This is a genomic window from Aliiruegeria sabulilitoris (assembly GCF_001558155.1).
GTDB lineage: Bacteria > Pseudomonadota > Alphaproteobacteria > Rhodobacterales > Rhodobacteraceae > Tropicimonas > Tropicimonas sabulilitoris.
Window position 1 is genome coordinate 1 of record NZ_LOAS01000012.1, and the last position, 16,212, is coordinate 16,212.

At 65.2% G+C, this 16,212-nt stretch carries 18 protein-coding genes; 13 read left to right on the forward strand and 5 right to left on the reverse strand.

Annotation, left to right across the window (positions count from 1 at the left end; genetic code table 11):
• Positions 1–166: 166 nt before the first annotated feature.
• The 3 genes from AX756_RS12380 to AX756_RS12390 form a co-directional block, all read right to left on the reverse strand.
• The gene (locus AX756_RS12380) at positions 167–1,264 is read right to left on the reverse strand and encodes a mandelate racemase/muconate lactonizing enzyme family protein (RefSeq protein WP_068311655.1); all 1,098 of its coding nucleotides are present in this window, start codon (positions 1,262–1,264) and stop codon (positions 167–169) included.
• Positions 1,265–1,425: 161 nt separating this feature from the next.
• Positions 1,426–2,445, reverse strand: a complete 1,020-nt coding sequence (locus AX756_RS12385) for a TRAP transporter substrate-binding protein (protein WP_068311657.1) — start codon at positions 2,443–2,445, stop codon at positions 1,426–1,428.
• A 210-nt stretch (positions 2,446–2,655) separates the two neighbouring features.
• Positions 2,656–3,318 carry a GntR family transcriptional regulator gene (locus tag AX756_RS12390; protein WP_231701051.1) on the reverse strand — a complete coding sequence of 221 codons (663 nt, stop codon included), beginning with the start codon at positions 3,316–3,318 and terminating at the stop codon, positions 2,656–2,658.
• A gap of 158 nt (positions 3,319–3,476) precedes the next feature.
• Between AX756_RS12390 and AX756_RS12395 the strand changes: the two genes are divergently transcribed.
• The 13 genes from AX756_RS12395 (at position 3,477) to AX756_RS26640 (ending at position 12,798) form a co-directional block, all read left to right on the forward strand.
• Positions 3,477–4,643: a mandelate racemase/muconate lactonizing enzyme family protein gene (locus AX756_RS12395; protein ID WP_068311658.1), complete on the forward strand. Its 1,167-nt coding sequence runs from the start codon at positions 3,477–3,479 to the stop codon at positions 4,641–4,643.
• Between the two features lie 161 nt (positions 4,644–4,804).
• Positions 4,805–6,232: a F0F1 ATP synthase subunit beta gene (gene atpD, locus AX756_RS12400; protein WP_068311660.1), complete on the forward strand. Its 1,428-nt coding sequence runs from the start codon at positions 4,805–4,807 to the stop codon at positions 6,230–6,232.
• Positions 6,229–6,696 (forward strand): F0F1 ATP synthase subunit epsilon, encoded by a 468-nt coding sequence (locus AX756_RS12405; protein ID WP_068311662.1) that lies wholly within the window; start codon positions 6,229–6,231, stop codon positions 6,694–6,696. The genes atpD and AX756_RS12405 overlap by 4 nt, the downstream gene beginning before the upstream one ends.
• A complete protein-coding gene (locus tag AX756_RS12410) occupies positions 6,693–6,977 on the forward strand; it encodes an AtpZ/AtpI family protein (protein WP_068311664.1) in 285 nt (94 codons plus the stop codon). Before AX756_RS12405 ends, AX756_RS12410 begins: the two co-directional genes overlap by 4 nt.
• Positions 6,974–7,264, forward strand: a complete 291-nt coding sequence (locus tag AX756_RS12415; RefSeq protein WP_068311666.1) for an N-ATPase subunit AtpR — start codon at positions 6,974–6,976, stop codon at positions 7,262–7,264. Before AX756_RS12410 ends, AX756_RS12415 begins: the two co-directional genes overlap by 4 nt.
• The gene (locus AX756_RS12420) at positions 7,261–7,962 is read left to right on the forward strand and encodes a F0F1 ATP synthase subunit A (RefSeq protein ID WP_197431076.1); all 702 of its coding nucleotides are present in this window, start codon (positions 7,261–7,263) and stop codon (positions 7,960–7,962) included. Before AX756_RS12415 ends, AX756_RS12420 begins: the two co-directional genes overlap by 4 nt.
• Positions 7,959–8,207: a F0F1 ATP synthase subunit C gene (locus AX756_RS12425; protein ID WP_068311670.1), complete on the forward strand. Its 249-nt coding sequence runs from the start codon at positions 7,959–7,961 to the stop codon at positions 8,205–8,207. Before AX756_RS12420 ends, AX756_RS12425 begins: the two co-directional genes overlap by 4 nt.
• Before the next feature lie 13 nt (positions 8,208–8,220).
• A complete protein-coding gene (locus AX756_RS12430; RefSeq protein WP_068311672.1) occupies positions 8,221–8,955 on the forward strand; it encodes a F0F1 ATP synthase subunit delta in 735 nt (244 codons plus the stop codon).
• On the forward strand, positions 8,948–10,480 hold the full coding sequence (locus tag AX756_RS12435) for a F0F1 ATP synthase subunit alpha (protein ID WP_068311674.1): 1,533 nt from the start codon (positions 8,948–8,950) through the stop codon (positions 10,478–10,480). Before AX756_RS12430 ends, AX756_RS12435 begins: the two co-directional genes overlap by 8 nt.
• On the forward strand, positions 10,477–11,331 hold the full coding sequence (locus AX756_RS12440; protein WP_068311676.1) for a F0F1 ATP synthase subunit gamma: 855 nt from the start codon (positions 10,477–10,479) through the stop codon (positions 11,329–11,331). The genes AX756_RS12435 and AX756_RS12440 overlap by 4 nt, the downstream gene beginning before the upstream one ends.
• 195 nt (positions 11,332–11,526) lie before the next feature.
• Positions 11,527–12,288 carry a carbon-nitrogen hydrolase family protein gene (locus tag AX756_RS12445; RefSeq protein ID WP_068311678.1) on the forward strand — a complete coding sequence of 254 codons (762 nt, stop codon included), beginning with the start codon at positions 11,527–11,529 and terminating at the stop codon, positions 12,286–12,288.
• A gap of 21 nt (positions 12,289–12,309) precedes the next feature.
• Entirely contained in the window at positions 12,310–12,549 is a 240-nt protein-coding gene (locus AX756_RS12450; RefSeq protein ID WP_068311680.1) for an aminotransferase class III-fold pyridoxal phosphate-dependent enzyme, read from the forward strand.
• Between the two features lie 120 nt (positions 12,550–12,669).
• The gene (locus tag AX756_RS26640; protein ID WP_269432952.1) at positions 12,670–12,798 is read left to right on the forward strand and encodes a hypothetical protein; all 129 of its coding nucleotides are present in this window, start codon (positions 12,670–12,672) and stop codon (positions 12,796–12,798) included.
• A gap of 19 nt (positions 12,799–12,817) precedes the next feature.
• Here the strand turns inward: AX756_RS26640 and AX756_RS12455 are convergent, their stop codons facing one another.
• Both AX756_RS12455 and AX756_RS12460 read right to left on the reverse strand, forming a co-directional pair.
• Complete coding sequence (locus AX756_RS12455; protein WP_068311682.1) at positions 12,818–14,512, reverse strand: glycerol-3-phosphate dehydrogenase/oxidase; 1,695 nt, start codon at positions 14,510–14,512, stop codon at positions 12,818–12,820.
• Positions 14,505–16,043 carry an FGGY-family carbohydrate kinase gene (locus AX756_RS12460; protein ID WP_068311684.1) on the reverse strand — a complete coding sequence of 513 codons (1,539 nt, stop codon included), beginning with the start codon at positions 16,041–16,043 and terminating at the stop codon, positions 14,505–14,507. The genes AX756_RS12455 and AX756_RS12460 overlap by 8 nt, the downstream gene beginning before the upstream one ends.
• Between the last annotated feature and the right edge of the window lie 169 nt (positions 16,044–16,212).

The following is a 16,212-nucleotide window of genomic DNA, read 5'->3' on the forward strand; positions in this document are numbered from 1 at the left end:
AAGACAAGGCACGGCGCCTTGGTCCGGACTCGCTGGAGCCGAAGCGGGTCAAGTACAAGAAGTTTACCCGCTAGACCGGCCAGCTCTCGCCTCTCGCATCAATGGGCCCACCCTCCCTCAGTGGGAGGGTGGCCGCGCTGTGCCGGGCGAACGGCGCTTCCCTGCCTTACGGACGTCTTGCTTCGAAAGGCTCGAGCTTTTCCCAGACAAAGCGAACACCGGTTCCGGGTTCGTCGGGCGCGACGGCCATGTGGTCTTCGATCACGAGGGGGCGGGTTGTATATTCGTCGATCGGGAAGGAATGGACTTCCAGCCAGCCGGCATTCGGCTGCGCGCTCAGCAGGCTGACATTTAGTTCCTGCATCCCGTGGCTGCAGACCGGCAGGCCGTATTTCCGGCTCATCTCGGCCACCTGAAGGAAGGCCGTCACGCCGCCGCAATTGCCCGTGTCGGGCATGATGTAGGACAGCGCGGACTCCTCGAAGGCCAGTTCGAACTCGATCATGGTGTGCAGGTTCTCGCCGGCGGAGAGCGGGTGGCCGGTGGCTTCGGCAATGCGGGCGTAACCCTTGTAGTCGTCGGGGATGATCGGCTCTTCGAACCAGGTGAGATCGAAGGGCTTGAAGGCGTTGGCTGCAGCGATCCCGCGTTCGACATCCATGGAGTAGTTCGCGTCGACCATGAAGGCGGTGTCCGGCCCGATATGGTCCCGAACCGCGCTCACACGCTCGACATCTTCCGCCAGTGTCGGTTGGCCAACCTTGATTTTCACCGCGTTCAGGCCGCGATCCAGGTAGCCCTGGATATTCTGAAGCAGCTTCGGAATCGGGAAGTTCAGATCGATCCCGCCGCCATAGGCGCGGCAACGGTTGGAAGCGCCGCCAGCCATCTTCCAAAGCGGCAGGCCGGCCGCCTGGCAACGCAAATCCCACAGGGCGATATCGACTGCCGAGATCGCGAAGGAGGCGACGCCGCCGCGACCGACATAATGCACATGCCACTGCATCTCGTCCCAGAGCTCTTCAACCCCGGAGGCGTCCTTGCCGGTGACGAGCGGCGCGAGATCATGCTCCAGCATCGCCGCGATGGCCCAGCCGCCCTTGCCGCCGGTATAGGTGTAGCCGGTGCCGACTGTGCCGTCTTCAAGCGTGACGGTGACGGTGATCAGCTCGAAATGGGTGTGCTCACCATGCTTGGCATCGAAGAGAACTTCGGCGAGCGGCACGTTGAACAGACGGGTGCGGACGGACTGGATCCTTGCCATTCCGATCTCCTGATGGATTCGTGCGAAACCGGTTCGACGTCAGGCGCTGCCGTTCGGGCAAAGGTCGCGCAACGGACACAACGGTTCCGGCAGGGGGGGGACTCAAATAAAGACAGCTCCCCCGGCGAGGAATGCCAGGGGAGCCAAGGGGTTCAGAGAGATCAGTCGCTGAGGCCGATCCGCTTCAGGAAGGTCTTGTGGCTTTCAACCATGCTGGCGGCTTCGGGGGTCTTCTTGGCCCACTCGTCCCAGGCAGACTTGGCGGCTTCACGGAAGGCCGCGCGGTCTTCGGCTGACCAGTCGTACAACGTCACGCCTTTTTCCGCGACCTTGCTGATGGCTTCGCCATTTTCCACGATGGTGACCATCACGTAATCCGCCATCAGCTTCTTGTGCGCGGTTTCGATGATGCGCTGCTGCGACGGAGAGAGGCCTTCCCATACATCGGTACGGCAAGCGAGCTGGTCCGAGGACATCGAGTGGAAGCCCGGATAGGTCGTGTGCTTGGCGATGTCGTAGATGCCGAGCGAGGTGTTCACGGCGAGCGTCGAGGCGTCGGCACCGTCGATAATCCCGGTTTCAAGCGCGGTGAAGATCTCGGTGAAGTCCATCACGATCGGCGAGGCGCCGAGCGACTGGAAGATCTCGGTTTCCATGCCCGGGGGCGAGCGGAATTTCCAGCCTTTCACGGATTCGATGCCCGGAAGCGGCTTGGAGGAGTTCAGCGATTCCTGGCCACCGACCTGCGCGCCGACGAAATGCATGTTGTAAGGCGCATAAAGCTCGTTGATCGCCTCGCGGCCGCCGCCGAAGTTCACCCATGCGAGATATTGCATCGCGGTGTCGTAGCCGCCCATCGTGTCCGCCACGAACTGGAAGGCGGGGTTCTTGCCGGTCTGGTAGGAACCGTTGGTCATGTCGCAATCGATGATGCCGTTCATGGCGGCGTCGAAGGTTTCGGCGGAAGCGACGACGGCCGAGGAATAGAACATCTCGATCTCGATCGCGCCATCCGACATGACCTGGACGTCATCGACGAAATTGGCAAGCAGCCGGCCTTGCGTCGTGTTGGTGCCCTGGTGCGTCTGGATGCGCAGGGTGATGTCGGCAGCGGTGGCGGCGGATGCCATAAGACCGAGCGTAAGGGCCGTGGTCACGGCCAGTTTATTGGACAGTTTCACCTGAATTTCCTTTCATGGTGCTGGAAGATGCAGGTGCCCGGACCGGAGCGGTCCGAACGCCTCCCTTGACCCAAAGTCGGGTCAGTCTTTACCCGGGAAACGCATATGGTCTCCCTCCCCTCGATCGGCGCGCCGCCAGATCGAAACGTCCCACCGGGCAATTGTGTGGCCGTCGCGCGTGGCACGGTATGGTAGCCGTAGCGCCGCATCTCAGGCCGATTTCGCTGTTGTATGTTCGACGGGGTCCGTCAGGTTCCGCAGCAGGTGCTCGCTGATAAGCCTGCGGACGAGTTCTTCGTCCTTGTCCAGCGCAGCATCGACGATGCCCTTGTGCTGTTCGATGTTCTTGGGAACCCAGTAGAAGCCGCTGTCGCTCGTGATCAACTGCTGGCGGAAGCGGTAATAGACCGCCAGATGCGTCTGCTTGAGAACCTCATTTCCGCAGCCGCCGATCAGGGTTCGGTGGAAGTCCAGCTCCGCGCGCACCCACAGCGACAGCAGTTCCGCAGAAGGCTCGCCAACGTGAACGCGCGACTCGATATGGCCAAGGGCGTGATGCGCCGCCGAGAGCCGTGCTTCCCATTCGACGGAGCTGTTGCGGATGGACAGGCTCGCGCCTTCGCATTCCAGAATGATCCGGAATTGAGTCAGCTCGTTCTGCAACTGGAAAGATTGTTCCGGCAGCCGGAACCCGCGCTGCTCCTGGAAATCCACCAGCCCCACGGTCGAGAGTCGCAACAGGATCTCCCGCATTGTTGTGGCCGAGACGCTGTATTCCGAGCGCAGTTGTTCGGCGCGAAGCCGTTGCCCGGGGGCGAACTCTCCGCTCACAACCCGGTCGCGCATGCGCTCGAAGAGGCCTTCGGTTTCCAATATGTTCCTCCCACCGAGTCGAAAATCTCGGATTTCTTTATAATCCCGTGATTTTATCGGAATTCAATAATTTTCTTGAACCTTGAGAAATTTTCTCTAGCGTGCCGAGCTATCGGGTTGATGCCGCCGCGCGCGGTGGGATCGAATTGGGAGGAGCCATGAAGATCACCAAAATCACCAGCCACGTTCTCGGCTATGACATGCCGGAACGGCTGGGATATTCCCAACAGTACTACGACAAGCGCACGGCGCACCTTGTAGAAGTCCAGACAGATGATGGGGTTACGGGCTGGGGCGAGTGTTTTGGCGCGGGCAGTGTCGCGCTTGCGAACAAGGCCATTGTCGAGCAGGTGATCCAGCCGATGATCCTTGGCATGGACCCACTTGATCGCGATGTGATCTGGCACAAGGCCTATAACCTGATGCGCGATCACGGCCAGAAGGGGATGCCGCTGCAATCTCTCTCCGGCGTCGATATCGCGCTTTGGGATATTGCCGGAAAGATTGCGGGCCTGCCTGTTCACAAGCTCATCGGGGGCGCACATCGCAGCAGCGTCACGGCCTATGGCTATGGCATGATGCTGCGACCCGAGCCGGTGGCGGAGATGGAGGCGCGTTTCGTCGACGAGGCCGCCGAGATCAAGGCGATGGGCTTCGCGGCCACCAAGATGAAGATCGGCGTTGGGCCGAAAGATGACGTTCGGCTGGCTGCCGCTGTCCGCAAGGGCGTGGGCGAGGACTTCCGTTTCATGGCCGATGCCAACCATGCCTACACGACCGCGGATGCCTTCTATGTTGGCCGCGGGTTGGAGGAGCTGGACGCCTATTGGTTCGAAGAGCCGGTCGCCCCGGAAGATCTCGACGGCTATGCCGAACTGCGTGCGGGTCTCAAGGTCAACATTTCCGGTGGCGAGGTAGAGTTCAACCGCTGGGGCTGGCGGCGCCTGCTGGAGGCGCGCGGGCTCGACATCGCGCAACCCGAGGTCTGTGCGCTGGGCGGGATTTCCGAATATCTTCGGGTGCTGGCGCTCTGCCACGCGCATTTCACGCCTGTCATCAACCACGTCTGGGGATCTGCGGTCTCGGTCGCCACGAACCTGCAGCTTCTCGCGGCCATGCCGGCCCTGCCGGGCGGGCTGTTCCCGTGGGAGCCGATGCTGGAATTCGACACGACGGATAACAAGTTCCGCGACGAGTTGCTGGCCGAACCGCTGGATATCCAGGGGCAGGTGAAGCGCAATGACGGCAGGGTGACGATCCCGCAGGGACCGGGGCTTGGCATCGTGCCTGACCGCGCGTTCATCGATCGGTTCAGGATCGCCTAGGGTCTGCAAGGCGACTGGCCGCGCGGCAGACGGGAACGTCTTTTGCGGCTTTTAGACGAGGCCTGGCACCGAAACTGCGGTGCCAATTGATCTGAATCGTGTTGCTGTCGCTGTGACACGGCTATGATTGGCCGTTACGCGCGCAATCGAGGCCTTGTCTGATGACAACGGTAAGTTCAGCGCAAGGAGCGGTCATTTCCATTCGCGGGGCGGTTGTCGATATCGCTTTCGCGCAGGGGTCCTTGCCGCCCATCAACGACGTTCTCGAAATCGAGTCTCCCACTGGGGATCCCGTTCTCGTCGAGGTGCAGGCACATCTCGGGCAAACGGCGGTCCGGACCATCGCGCTGCAATCGACGGTCGGCATGAAGCGGGGCGCCCGCGTCAAGGGGGGCTCGGGGCCACTGACGGTTCCGGTTGGGGATGCCGTTCTGGGCCGCCTGCTCGATGTGACCGGCAAGACCGCCGACGCGCGCGGGCCGCTGCCCGGCAGCGTGCCCCGTTGCCCGATCCACCGCCCGCCACCGCCGTTGCGGCCCTATGACGGCCGGCCGGAGCTGTTTCTGACCGGGATCAAGGTGCTCGACCTGCTCGCGCCGTTTGCCCAGGGCGGCAAGGCGGCGATGTTCGGGGGCGCGGGCGTCGGCAAGACCGTGCTGGTGATGGAGCTGATCCACGCCATGGTGGCTGGCTATAACGGGATCTCGGTCTTCTCCGGCATCGGGGAACGCTCGCGCGAAGGCCACGAGATGCTCATGGACATGACCGGGGCAGGGGTGCTCGACCGCACGGTGCTGGTCTATGGCCAGATGAACGAGCCCCCCGGCGCGCGGTGGCGCGTGGCCATGACCGCGCTTGCCATCGCCGAGCATTTCCGCGACGAGCAGCACAAGGACGTGCTGCTGCTGATGGATAACGTCTTTCGCTTCGTGCAGGCCGGTTCGGAGGTGTCCGGGCTGCTCGGACGGCTGCCGAGCCGGGTCGGCTACCAGCCGACACTCGCCACCGAAGTGGCAGAACTGCAGGAACGCATCGCCTCCACCGGAACGGCGTCGATCACGGCCATCGAGGCCGTCTATGTACCCGCCGACGATTTCACCGACCCGGCTGTGAGGGCCATCGCATCGCATGTGGACAGCATGGTCGTGCTCAGCCGGGGCATGGCGGCCGACGGGATCTATCCGGCGGTGGATCCGATTGCGTCTTCCTCGATCCTGCTCGATCCGCTGATCGTCGGGGAAGAGCATGTCGCCGTCGCCAACGATGTGCGCGGCGCGATCGAACATTACCGCGAGTTGCAGGACGTGATTGCGCTGCTCGGCATGGAGGAGTTGGGCCGTGACGACCGCCTGATGGTGGAACGGGCCCGCCGCCTGCAAAGGTTCCTGACGCAGCCCTTCGCGGTGACGGAGGCGTTTACGGGCATCAAGGGCTGTACGGTGGCGCTGAACGACACCATCGCGGGCTGCCGGTCGATCCTCGAAGGCGAAGCCGACGGCTGGGACGAAGCATCGCTTTACATGGTTGGCACCTTCGAGGAGGCGAGGGGCAAGCAGGAGGCTGCGCAAAAGTCGCAGAAAGTGGCATGAAAGCGGGGCTGCATCTGAATATCTCGACGCCCACCGTCATCCTAGTCGAGGAGCCCGCCGCGCAATCGGTTCGTGCCGAGGACGAAAGCGGTGGTTTCGGTATCCTTCCGGGGCATACCGAATTCCTGACGGCGCTGCCGGCGTCGGTGGTGCGCTGGCGCGACGGGGACGGTCGCCTGCGTTTCTGTGCGTTGCGCGCCGGGTTGATGACCGTGAGCGGCGGAAACCGCGTTTCGATTGCCTGCCGGGAGGGGATTCTGGGCGACGACCTTGCGGCGCTGGAAGCCGAAGTCGCGAAGCTGCGCGCCGCGGAACGGGACGCCGACCGCCGCGCCCGGGTGGAGCATATGCGCCTGCACGCCAGTGCCGTGCGGCAGATCATTCGTTACCTGCGGCCGGGGCAGGCGGGCGCGTTGGATCACCCTCCACGGATTGCCGAATCCGGTGATGGAGCTCGCTCATGACCGACAAGCCCACCCCGCAAGACCCCACTGCGGACGCTGCCCGCCGAACGGTCGAGCGCGAGCGGATCGGGCGCAAGACACCGGAGCCGTCGCTGGGTATCCGGCTCGGGCAGATCGGCATTCTCGGCTGGGCCATTGTCACGCCGATGCTGCTTGGAGTTGTCCTCGGCCGGGTGGCGGACCGGCATTTCGAGACCGGTGTTTTCTTTACAGCCCCGGCGATCATGATCGGCGCGGTCATCGGATTTCACGCCGCCTGGAAATGGATGCACAGGCCATGACACAGACCCTTGCCACGCTTCCGCCACTTGCGCTTGCAGCGCTTGGTTTCGCCGCCGGGGTAGCGCTCGGGCTTGTCCATTTCGCGTCGCTCCGCCGGATCGTGACACTCTACCTTTCCGGGACCGCGCCGGCGCGCACGCTGGCCCTGCAACTCGTGCGCTTCGCCGTGCTGGTCGCGGCGCTTGCCGCTTTGGCGCGGATCGGCGCGACGCCGCTGCTCGCGGGCGGGCTCGGGCTGCTGGCGGCACGGACCGTGGTGCTCCGCCGGACCTGCGGGAGAGCATGATGGACAATCCGCTGACCGTCGACACGCTTTTTCACGTAGGCCCGGTCCCGATCACCACGCCGGTGGCGGTGACCTGGGCGCTGATGATAGGGCTGGCGCTGTTCGCGTGGCTTTCCACCCGCCGCCTCGCGCTCGTGCCCGCCACGCTGCAGACCGTTCTGGAGCTTTTCGTGACCACCGTTGACGGGCAGGTCCACGACACGATGCAACGCGACCCGGCCCCCTTCCGCGAGCTGATCGGCACCATCTTCCTGTTCGTGCTGGTTGCCAACTGGAGCGCGGTGCTGCCCGGGGTCGAACCGCCCACCGCCCATATCGAGACCGACGCCGCGCTTGCCCTGATCGTGTTCGTGGCGACCATCGCCTATGGCATTTCCGGTCGCGGTTGGCGGGGCTACCTTGCCACATTTGCGGAACCCAGCTGGGTGATGATCCCGCTGAACCTTGTCGAGCAGATCACCCGCACCTTTTCGCTGGTCGTGCGGCTCTTCGGCAACGTGATGAGCGGTGTCTTCGTGGTTGGCATCGTTCTTTCGCTCGCGGGTCTGTTCCTTCCGATCCCCCTGATGGCGCTCGATCTGCTGACGGGGGCGGTACAGGCCTACATCTTCGCGGTGCTTGCCACCGTCTTCATCGGTGCCGCTGCCGGGGAAACCCCCGCTGCGGCCGAACCGGACAAGGAGGACATTTCCCCATGACTGAAAACATTGTCGAGGTTGTTTCCATCATCGCGGCCGCACTCGCCGTGGGCTTCGGTGCCATCGGCCCGGCCCTGGGCGAGGGGCGCGCGGTGGCGGCCGCCATGGACGCCATCGCCCGCCAGCCTGAAGCCGCGGGCACGCTCAGCCGCACCCTCTTCGTCGGGCTTGCCATGATCGAGACGATGGCCATCTACACGCTGGTGATCGCGCTGCTGGTGCTGTTCGCCAACCCGTTCGTGTGATGGGCCGCGTGCCATGACCATCGATTGGTGGACACTGGGCCTGCAGACCGTCAATCTGGTCGTCCTGGTCTGGATTCTGGCGCGGTTCCTGTTCCGTCCGGTCAGCCGGATCATTGCCGAGCGGCGGGCGGCGGCCCACGCGGCGCTCGACGAGGCCGATGCCGCCCGGCGGCTGGCGGAGGCCGCCCGTGACGAGGCCAGAGCCGCGGCGGAGAAGACCGAGGCTTTGCGCGCGCAGGTCCTCGCCACGGCGCGGGAGGAGGCTACCAGCGAGACCCGCCGCCTGTTGAACGAGGCCCGCACCGCCACGGACCTTCTGCGCGCCGAAGGGGCGTCGGAGCTGGAGCGCATGCGCCGCGAGCAACAGCGTGCATTGTCGCGCGAAGCCGGCGAACTGGCCGCCGACATCGCCGGGAAACTGCTCGACCGCCTGCCGGACAGTGCGCGGATCTCGGGGTTTGTCGGTGGTCTCGCCGAAGCGGTCGCGGCGCTTCCGGAGGCGTCACGCCGGGATCTCGGCGCTGGCGGGACGGTCCGGCTTCGGGCCGCCCGCGATCTGACCGGGACCGAACGCACCCTGCTGGAGCAAAGCTTGAAGGACGCGCTGGGCCATGCGCCGAAGCTCCACATCGAGATCGATCCCGGCCTGATCGCCGGGCTCGAAATCGTCGGGCCCCATGCGATCGTGCGCAACCACCTGCGCGCCGATCTCGACCGCATCAGGGAGGAGATGGCCGACAATGGCTGACCATCTCTCCCACGCAGAATGGCTCGAACAGCACCGTGCCGCACTGGCGCGGACCCGCCTCGCCCCGCAGGCCGAGGCGGTGGGACGGGTCACGCAGGTGGCCGACGGGATCGCGCGTATTTCCGGCCTTCCCGACGCCGTTCTCGGCGCCCTGCTGCGCTTCGAAAACGGCCTGTTCGGTTTTGCCCATGGGCTCGGCGTGGGGGAGATCGACGCCGTGGTCCTCGACGAGACCAGCGCCGTCGAGGCCGGCCAGAAGGTCACGGATACCGGCGACGTTCTGCGCGTTCCGGTAGGAGAGGCGTTGCTTGGCCGCGTCCTCGACCCGCTGGGGCGGCCGCTCGATGGCGGATCGCCGCTTGCGGAGGCGCCGCGCCTGCCGATCGAACGCCCCGCGCCCGCGATCATCGCCCGGGACTATGTCTCACAACCGTTGGAGACCGGTATTCTTGTCGTCGACAGCCTGTTCGCCATCGGGCGCGGGCAGCGCGAACTCATCGTTGGCGACCGCGCCACCGGAAAGACCTCGCTGGCTGTGGATACGATCATCAACCAGAAGAGATCGGATGTCGTCTGCGTCTATGTCGCCGTCGGCCAACCCGCGACGGCGGTCGAGAGGGTGATCGCGGCGGTGGGCGAACATGGTGCGCCGGAACGCTGCATCTTCGTTGTCGGCGGGGCCGCCGCGGCGCCGGGCCTGCAATGGATCGCGCCGTTTTCCGGCATGACGATGGCCGAGTATTTCCGTGACCGCGGACGGCACGCGCTGATTGTCATCGACGACCTTACACATCACGCGGGCACGCATCGGGAACTGGCGCTGCTGACCCGTGAGCCGCCCGGACGCGAGGCCTATCCGGGCGACATCTTCTACCTGCATGCGCGCCTGCTCGAACGGGCCGCGAAACTTGCGCCGCAGCAGGGTGGCGGGTCGCTCACTGCACTGCCCATAGCCGAGACGGACGCGGGCAACCTGTCGGGCTATATTCCAACCAATCTGATCTCCATCACCGACGGGCAGATCGTGCTCGACACCCGCCTGTTTGCCGCCAACCAGCGCCCGGCGGTGGACGTTGGCCTCTCGGTCAGCCGCGTCGGCGGCAAGGCACAGTCGTCGGCTCTGCGCGAGGTCTCTGGCCGGGTACGTCTCGATTACGCGCAATTCCAGGAGCTGGAGATGTTCACCCGCTTCGGCGGTATCTCCAACGCGCGGGTCATGGCCCAGATCGCGCGCGGTCAGCGCATTCGGGCGCTGCTCACCCAGCCCCGCTATTCCGCCTTGCGACTGTCCGATCAGGTCGCGCTGCTCGCCGGGTTGATGGACGGGGCGCTTGACGGCGTGCAGCCTGCTGCCATTCCCAAGCTGCGCGCATCCGTGGAAGGCTGGCTGGACACGCATGCGCCGGACGCGGTGGCCGCCCTTCAGTCCTCTGCCGCGCTCACCCCCGAGTTGCGCGGCGCCCTGATAGCCGCCGTCACCACACTTGCCAAAAGCCTTGGCCAGAAGGCGAAGGGGGCGGGATGACAGGGCGGCTCGTCGATATCGAGACCCGGATCGCGACGGTGGACAAGCTTGCCTCGGTGATTTCCGCCATGCGCGGCATCGCGGCCGCGCGCGCGCAGGAAGCGCGCCGCCATGTGGACAGCATCCGGATCTATGCCGAAACCATAGGCGAGGCTATTGGCCACGCGCTGAGCTTCGTTCCCCAATCCGACCTGAGGCTTGCGCAAGACGGGACCGAAGGGCGGCGGGCCATAATCCTTATCGCGGCCGAACAGGGCTTCGCCGGTGGCTACAGCGAGCGCGTCTTCGATGCGGCAAAGCCCTTGATGAGCGACGCGCACGACCTGTTCCTCGTAGGAGAGCGCGGGCTGCTGGTGGCTGAGGAGCGGGAACATCCCGTGCATTCATCCGTGGCGATGATCGGACAGGCGCAACAGGCCACGGCGCTCGCCACCCAGCTTGCCGAAACGGTCTTCGACGCTCTCGCTCTGGGCAGGGTGACACAGGTTTGCGTGGTTCACGCGATGCCCAACCGGTCGCAAACCGCCCAAATCATCGTCCGGCACCTGGTCCCCTTCGACTATTCCCGCTTTCCGCCACCGGCCAGCGGGATCGCACCCCTGATCACGCTTCCGCCCGAAACGTTGCTGGCGCGGCTTGTCGAGGAATACGTCTTCTCAGAGCTCGCCGAAGCCGTGATGCTCGCCTTTTCGGCCGAAAACGAGGCCCGGATGCGTGCGATGATCGCGGCACATGAAAGTGTCACGGACACTCTGGACGCGCTCGTCTCCACGTCGTGGCGGCTCCGCCAGGAGGAAATAACCGAGGAGATCGTCGAGTTGAGCACCGGTGCCATGACGGTCGACTCCTGAAAGGCCGGGAGGTTCCCGCATGAACAGCTGCAGCGCTCGCGATCGGCTCTGAGACGCGAGTCAAATTGTGAACCGCCGCGGGTTTCCGGAGGTTGCCAACTCGCAGGAGGGTGTGAAGGGTGTCTTCGTCGCGACCTGCGCGCAGGACTTGCAGGAGAGTTTCGACGCCACCTGAACCAACCTGGAGAAATGAGCATGAAACTCGCACTCTATCAGGGGCCGCCCGCCGAGGGCGACGCGGAGGCGGCGTTCGCCCGTCTCGACCGCCAGCTTCGCGCGGCGGCCGTGGCGGGCGCGCGCATGCTGGTGGCACCCGAACTGTTCCTGCCCGGATACAACCAGCCGGAGCTTCACAAGACGCTGTCGCAGCCCCTGGGTGGCGCGTGGTTCCAACGGCTTGGCGCCTTGGCGCGGCAGGCGGATTGCGGCCTGACCGTGGGATGGGCCGAGCAGGACGGGGCGGCGGTCTTCAACGCGGCAACCGCGTTCGACCGCAACGGTGAAATGCTTGGGCATTACCGCAAGATCCAGCTTTTCGGCCCGATGGAACAGGCGAGCTTCCAGCCCGGAGACAGCTACTGCCAGTTTGACCTCGATGGCGTGCCGACAGGGCTGCTCATCTGCTACGATGTCGAATTCGCGCCCCATGTCCGGGCGCTGGCCGAGCGGGGCGTGAAGCTGCTGCTGGTGCCCACCGCCAATCCCGCAGGCTTCGGGCATGTTGCGGACAGCTTCGTACCCGCGCGGGCGGGCGAGATGGACATGACCATCGTCTATGCCAATTACTGCGGCGCGGAGGGCGACCTGCGCTTCGGCGGCGACTCTGTCATTGCCGGCCCCGACGCCCGGATCATCGCCCGCGCGGGGCGCTCCGAAACGCTGCTCATCGCCGAAAACGGCCCCGCGCCAGAGTCAGCACTGCGCTCAACCCAACTTTCCGATTTCCGTAAGGTATGACCCGATGCCGTCGATCTCGACATGTCCACCGATGGCGGTCTCACCGCCGATGCGCACCTCGTGCACTCCTTGATCGCCGCGCCGATCATGGGGGCCGGCGACATCGTAGTTCCGCCTGCGGGCTATCATGCCGCGATGGGGGAGATCTGCCGGTATTACGAGATCAAGAATATCTCCGACGAAGTGGTGACCGCCTTTGGCCGCGACGACAGTTGGCTGAAGCTCGACGCATTCGACGAAAACACCCATGCTGACCCATGAGGACTACCGTGCCAAGGTTGCGGCCGCGGCATTCCGTACCCAGTGCTGGATCGACGTAAGGTTCACTCCGGCTGCTTCCGGTGAGGTCTTTGCCAGCGTGAATCCGGCCACGGCGAGACGTTGGCCGAGGTCTCGCGCGGAAATGCGCTGGATATCGACCGCGCCGTTGCATCGGCGCGGGTAGCCTTCGAAGACGGGCGCGAACTCGTCCGGATCCGCCGCGTTCCGCTGGACGCGGACGTGGCGTGACCGTCCGCTACTCTGGTTCTCAGGCCCGGAAGGGTTGTTCCTTAGCCGCCTGAGACAGGTGAACTCCGTGGCGTTTGGCCAGAACCGCAGTGAGCTCTTCGAGCTCTTCGGCCTGACGAGCCGCGTTCCAGCCGAGCGCCTGGGCCGTTATCTCGCAGAGAGCTTCGCAGGTGGGGCGGTCGATTTGGCCGGTGATGGCAAGTGGCGTCCGCCGCAGAACGATATCTTCCAGATGCACGACGTGCTCGTTCCGCGCAATCCAGTCGATTTCTGCCCGGCTGAAGGCGTCCTCCGTGCCGAGAAGAACTGGATCGGCCCCTTCGGCAAGGGCGATGGCACGCGCGGTCGTGCCGTAGCGATCCAGCAGCGTGGCGAGCCGATCCGGCGCGGCGCCGGAAACCCTCGCCATTTCAGCCAACCATTCTTCACGTGCGCTTGCCTCCTGTGGCATGTCCCGCCCGCCGCCGATGGGCATCTCGTCGGTTGACTGCTTGCGGGTCTCGCCGAGATCTTCCAGCACCTTGTCCGCGATCTCCGCCGAAAAGGCCCGGAACGTCGTCCATTTCCCGCCGACAAGCGAGGTCACCGGGAATGGCCGGCCTTCGGTGGGCGCGACGACGGGGGCGGAGTGGTCGCGACTGATCAGGCCCGGATCGACGCCTTCCGAGTTCGGCAAGGGCCGGATGCCGGCATAGGCATAGACGATCTGGCCCGGGTCGAATTGCAGGCCGGGCAGAAGCTCGCGCAGGCTCGCCATGAAATAGGCGATCTCGTCTTCGGTGCAGGTCACCTCGTCGGGCGAGTCGGCGGGAATGTCGGTCGAGCCCACCAGCGCCTTGCCGCGATAGGGGAAGACAAGCAGGATCCGGCCGTCATCGGCTTCGAAATAGATCATCCGCCCGCTCAGCTGTTCTAGCAGCGCGGGGTGATCGAGCAGGATATGCGAGCCCTTGGTGCCGCCGATCAGCTTTGTCTCGATGCCAAGCACGGCATTGACCCGGTCGATCCATGGGCCGGCGGCATTGACCACGTTCCGCGCTGTGACGCTGCGGGTCTGCCCATCGGCCAGCATGAGTTCCAGCGCGCCGTCCCGCAGGCCGGAAACTGCGGTCCAGTTCAGCGCTTCCGAGCCGGGGGACAGGGCCACCCCGTCCTTCACCAGTTCGAGGATGAGCCGCTCGGGAGCCTCGATCATGGCATCGTAATAGGTTCCCAGGGCGACAATGCGGGGTGTCAGGGCAGGCACATCCGCCAGCGCCTTTGTTCGCCCGACCATCCCGTGGCGCGGCATCACCCGGGCCCGTGCGCCGTAGAAATCATACATCGCCAGCCCGGTCTTGATGAGCAATGCGCCCCGGCTGCGCGGCGCCGTGGTGGAGCCAAGCAACGTGCGCAGCGCCGCCCAGACCCCCTTGGTCCAGGAATAGATCGGGATCATCGTCGGCAGCGCCTTCACCAGATGCGGTGCGTTGCGCAGCAGCAGGTTGCGCTCATAGGTCGATTCCGCCACCAGCCGGAGTTCCCCGGTTTCCAGGTATTTCAGCCCGCCATGGATCAGCCGCGACGGCGCGGCGCTCGTGCCGGAGCCGTAATCCCCCTTGTCGACGATCAGGCAGCGCAGCCCTTGCGCGCAGAGATCCCGGAACAGCCCCGCCCCGTTGACCCCGGCTCCAATGATGACGACGTCGAAGGCGTCTTGTGCGGTATCAGGCATCGGATTCTCCACGGCCGGATTTTTCGAGCGCGTTCAGGCGCTCCCATGTGGCCGGCAGGCTGTCGGCAACCTCCCGAAAGACCGTGTAGCGCTCCGCGTAGGCCGCCGAACGCTCCGGCGAGGGGGAATAAGTTGTCGAGATGGCGTCGAGATCGCGCGGGTCCGCGTCGAAACTCTCGAAGGCACCGACGGCCGCCCCGGCACAGAGCGCCGCGCCCCAGGCCGCGGCTTCGTCGGTCTCGCTCACGACGACATCCATGCCCAGGATGTCGGCAAAAAGCCGCGCGACGGTCGGGTTGCGAGAGGCGCCGCCGGTCAGCCGGGCCTCGCTGCCGCCGAAGGCTTCGCGCAGGGCATCGACATGCTGGCGATGGTTGAAGGCAACCCCTTCCAGCAGGGCGGCCAGTACGTCGCCACGCCCATGCCACCCACGCAGGCCAAGAAAACCTGCGCTCGGCACCGCCCCGAAGGGCGAGCCATATAGATAGGGGTGGAAGACGATCGGCGATGGCCGTTCCAGTGCCGCGTCGATCTCCGGTGCCAGAACGGCGTGGATGCTCGTCCCCTCAGCCTCGGCCTTCGCGCGCTCGGCGGCGCAGAACGTGTCGATGAACCAGTCGTAATTCGTGGTCGAGGCGGGCGACATCGACATGTTGTTCCACAGCCCCGGCTGTACCGCGCTGCGGCAGAGCCATCGCGGATCGGTATTCGGCTCGGTGGAGACGCATTCGTTGATCGAATAGGTCCCGGCAACGATCCCCACAACGCCGGGGCGATGTGCACCGATACCGTGAGCGGAGGCCGTGACATCGTGCAGGCCGGCGGCCACGGGCGTGCCGACCTTGAGGCCGGTTGCCTCGGCAGCTTCCCTGGTGATAGTTCCGACGACCTCGGCGGAATGTGAAATCGCGGCCAGCGCCGGGCGCAATGCGGAGAGCCCGAACAACGCAAGTGCCGCGTCGGAATAATCCTGGCTATGGACATCGGTGAAGGAGGTGCTGGCCTCGGTGCGGTCTGTCCCGAAGGTGCCCGTCAGGCAGCAGCGCAGCCAGTCCTTGCAGGCCAGCACATGGCCGATGCGCGCAAAGCGCTCCGGCTCCTCGCGCGCCATCCAGGCCAGCAGCGCGGAGGGCGCGGAGACATGCGGTGGCTGGCCGGTCAGCGGCAGGCTCTCGCGGTCGATCCCGTCACGTTCCCATTCTGCGACGACGTCGATGGCCCGGCTGTCAAGCGACAGGATGCCGGCGCCGAGCGGCTTGCCGGCCTGGTCGAGCACATACACCCCGTCGCCATGCGCGGTCGCGGCAACACAGAGGATGTCTGCCGGATCGGTGCCGCTGGCCGCCAGCACATCGCGAATGGCTGCGGCGGTCTGGCGCCAGAGGTCCGCCATGTCGCGTTCGACCTTGCGCGGCGAGGGTTTGAGTTGCGGGACATTGCGGCGGGCGACACCGAGTTGCCGGCCGGCAAGGTCGAAGATCACCGCCTTTGTGACGGTCAGTCCGCTGTCGATGGCGAGAATGCGTCCCATGTCCGTGCCTCTCTCGTTCAGGGAAGGAAGGAACGGGGCGCCGCGAGGGAAACGGCGCCCCGGCCGGTTCCGATCTGCAGTGTCGCGGGCAACGGCCAGAAACACCACAGATCAGGTCTCTTTATGTTTCGTGTCCTCGGTCGATTGCCTTCACAAGGCAATGGCAAAG

Bases quoted from the DNA above. Each gene is read 5' to 3' on its own strand.
- AX756_RS12440 (WP_068311676.1), top strand. From the start codon at position 10,477: ATGACAGGGCGGCTCGTCGATATCGAGACCCGGATCGCGACGGTGGAC.
- AX756_RS12450 (WP_068311680.1), top strand. From the start codon at position 12,310: ATGTCCACCGATGGCGGTCTCACCGCCGATGCGCACCTCGTGCACTCC.
- AX756_RS12425 (WP_068311670.1), top strand. From the start codon at position 7,959: ATGACTGAAAACATTGTCGAGGTTGTTTCCATCATCGCGGCCGCACTC.
- AX756_RS12410 (WP_068311664.1), top strand. From the start codon at position 6,693: ATGACCGACAAGCCCACCCCGCAAGACCCCACTGCGGACGCTGCCCGC.
- AX756_RS12380 (WP_068311655.1), bottom strand. From the start codon at position 1,264: ATGGCAAGGATCCAGTCCGTCCGCACCCGTCTGTTCAACGTGCCGCTC.
- atpD (WP_068311660.1), top strand. From the start codon at position 4,805: ATGACAACGGTAAGTTCAGCGCAAGGAGCGGTCATTTCCATTCGCGGG.
- AX756_RS12430 (WP_068311672.1), top strand. From the start codon at position 8,221: ATGACCATCGATTGGTGGACACTGGGCCTGCAGACCGTCAATCTGGTC.
- AX756_RS12460 (WP_068311684.1), bottom strand. From the start codon at position 16,043: ATGGGACGCATTCTCGCCATCGACAGCGGACTGACCGTCACAAAGGCG.
- AX756_RS12420 (WP_197431076.1), top strand. From the start codon at position 7,261: ATGATGGACAATCCGCTGACCGTCGACACGCTTTTTCACGTAGGCCCG.
- AX756_RS12455 (WP_068311682.1), bottom strand. From the start codon at position 14,512: ATGCCTGATACCGCACAAGACGCCTTCGACGTCGTCATCATTGGAGCC.
- AX756_RS12395 (WP_068311658.1), top strand. From the start codon at position 3,477: ATGAAGATCACCAAAATCACCAGCCACGTTCTCGGCTATGACATGCCG.
- AX756_RS12435 (WP_068311674.1), top strand. From the start codon at position 8,948: ATGGCTGACCATCTCTCCCACGCAGAATGGCTCGAACAGCACCGTGCC.
- AX756_RS12415 (WP_068311666.1), top strand. From the start codon at position 6,974: ATGACACAGACCCTTGCCACGCTTCCGCCACTTGCGCTTGCAGCGCTT.
- AX756_RS12445 (WP_068311678.1), top strand. From the start codon at position 11,527: ATGAAACTCGCACTCTATCAGGGGCCGCCCGCCGAGGGCGACGCGGAG.
- AX756_RS12405 (WP_068311662.1), top strand. From the start codon at position 6,229: ATGAAAGCGGGGCTGCATCTGAATATCTCGACGCCCACCGTCATCCTA.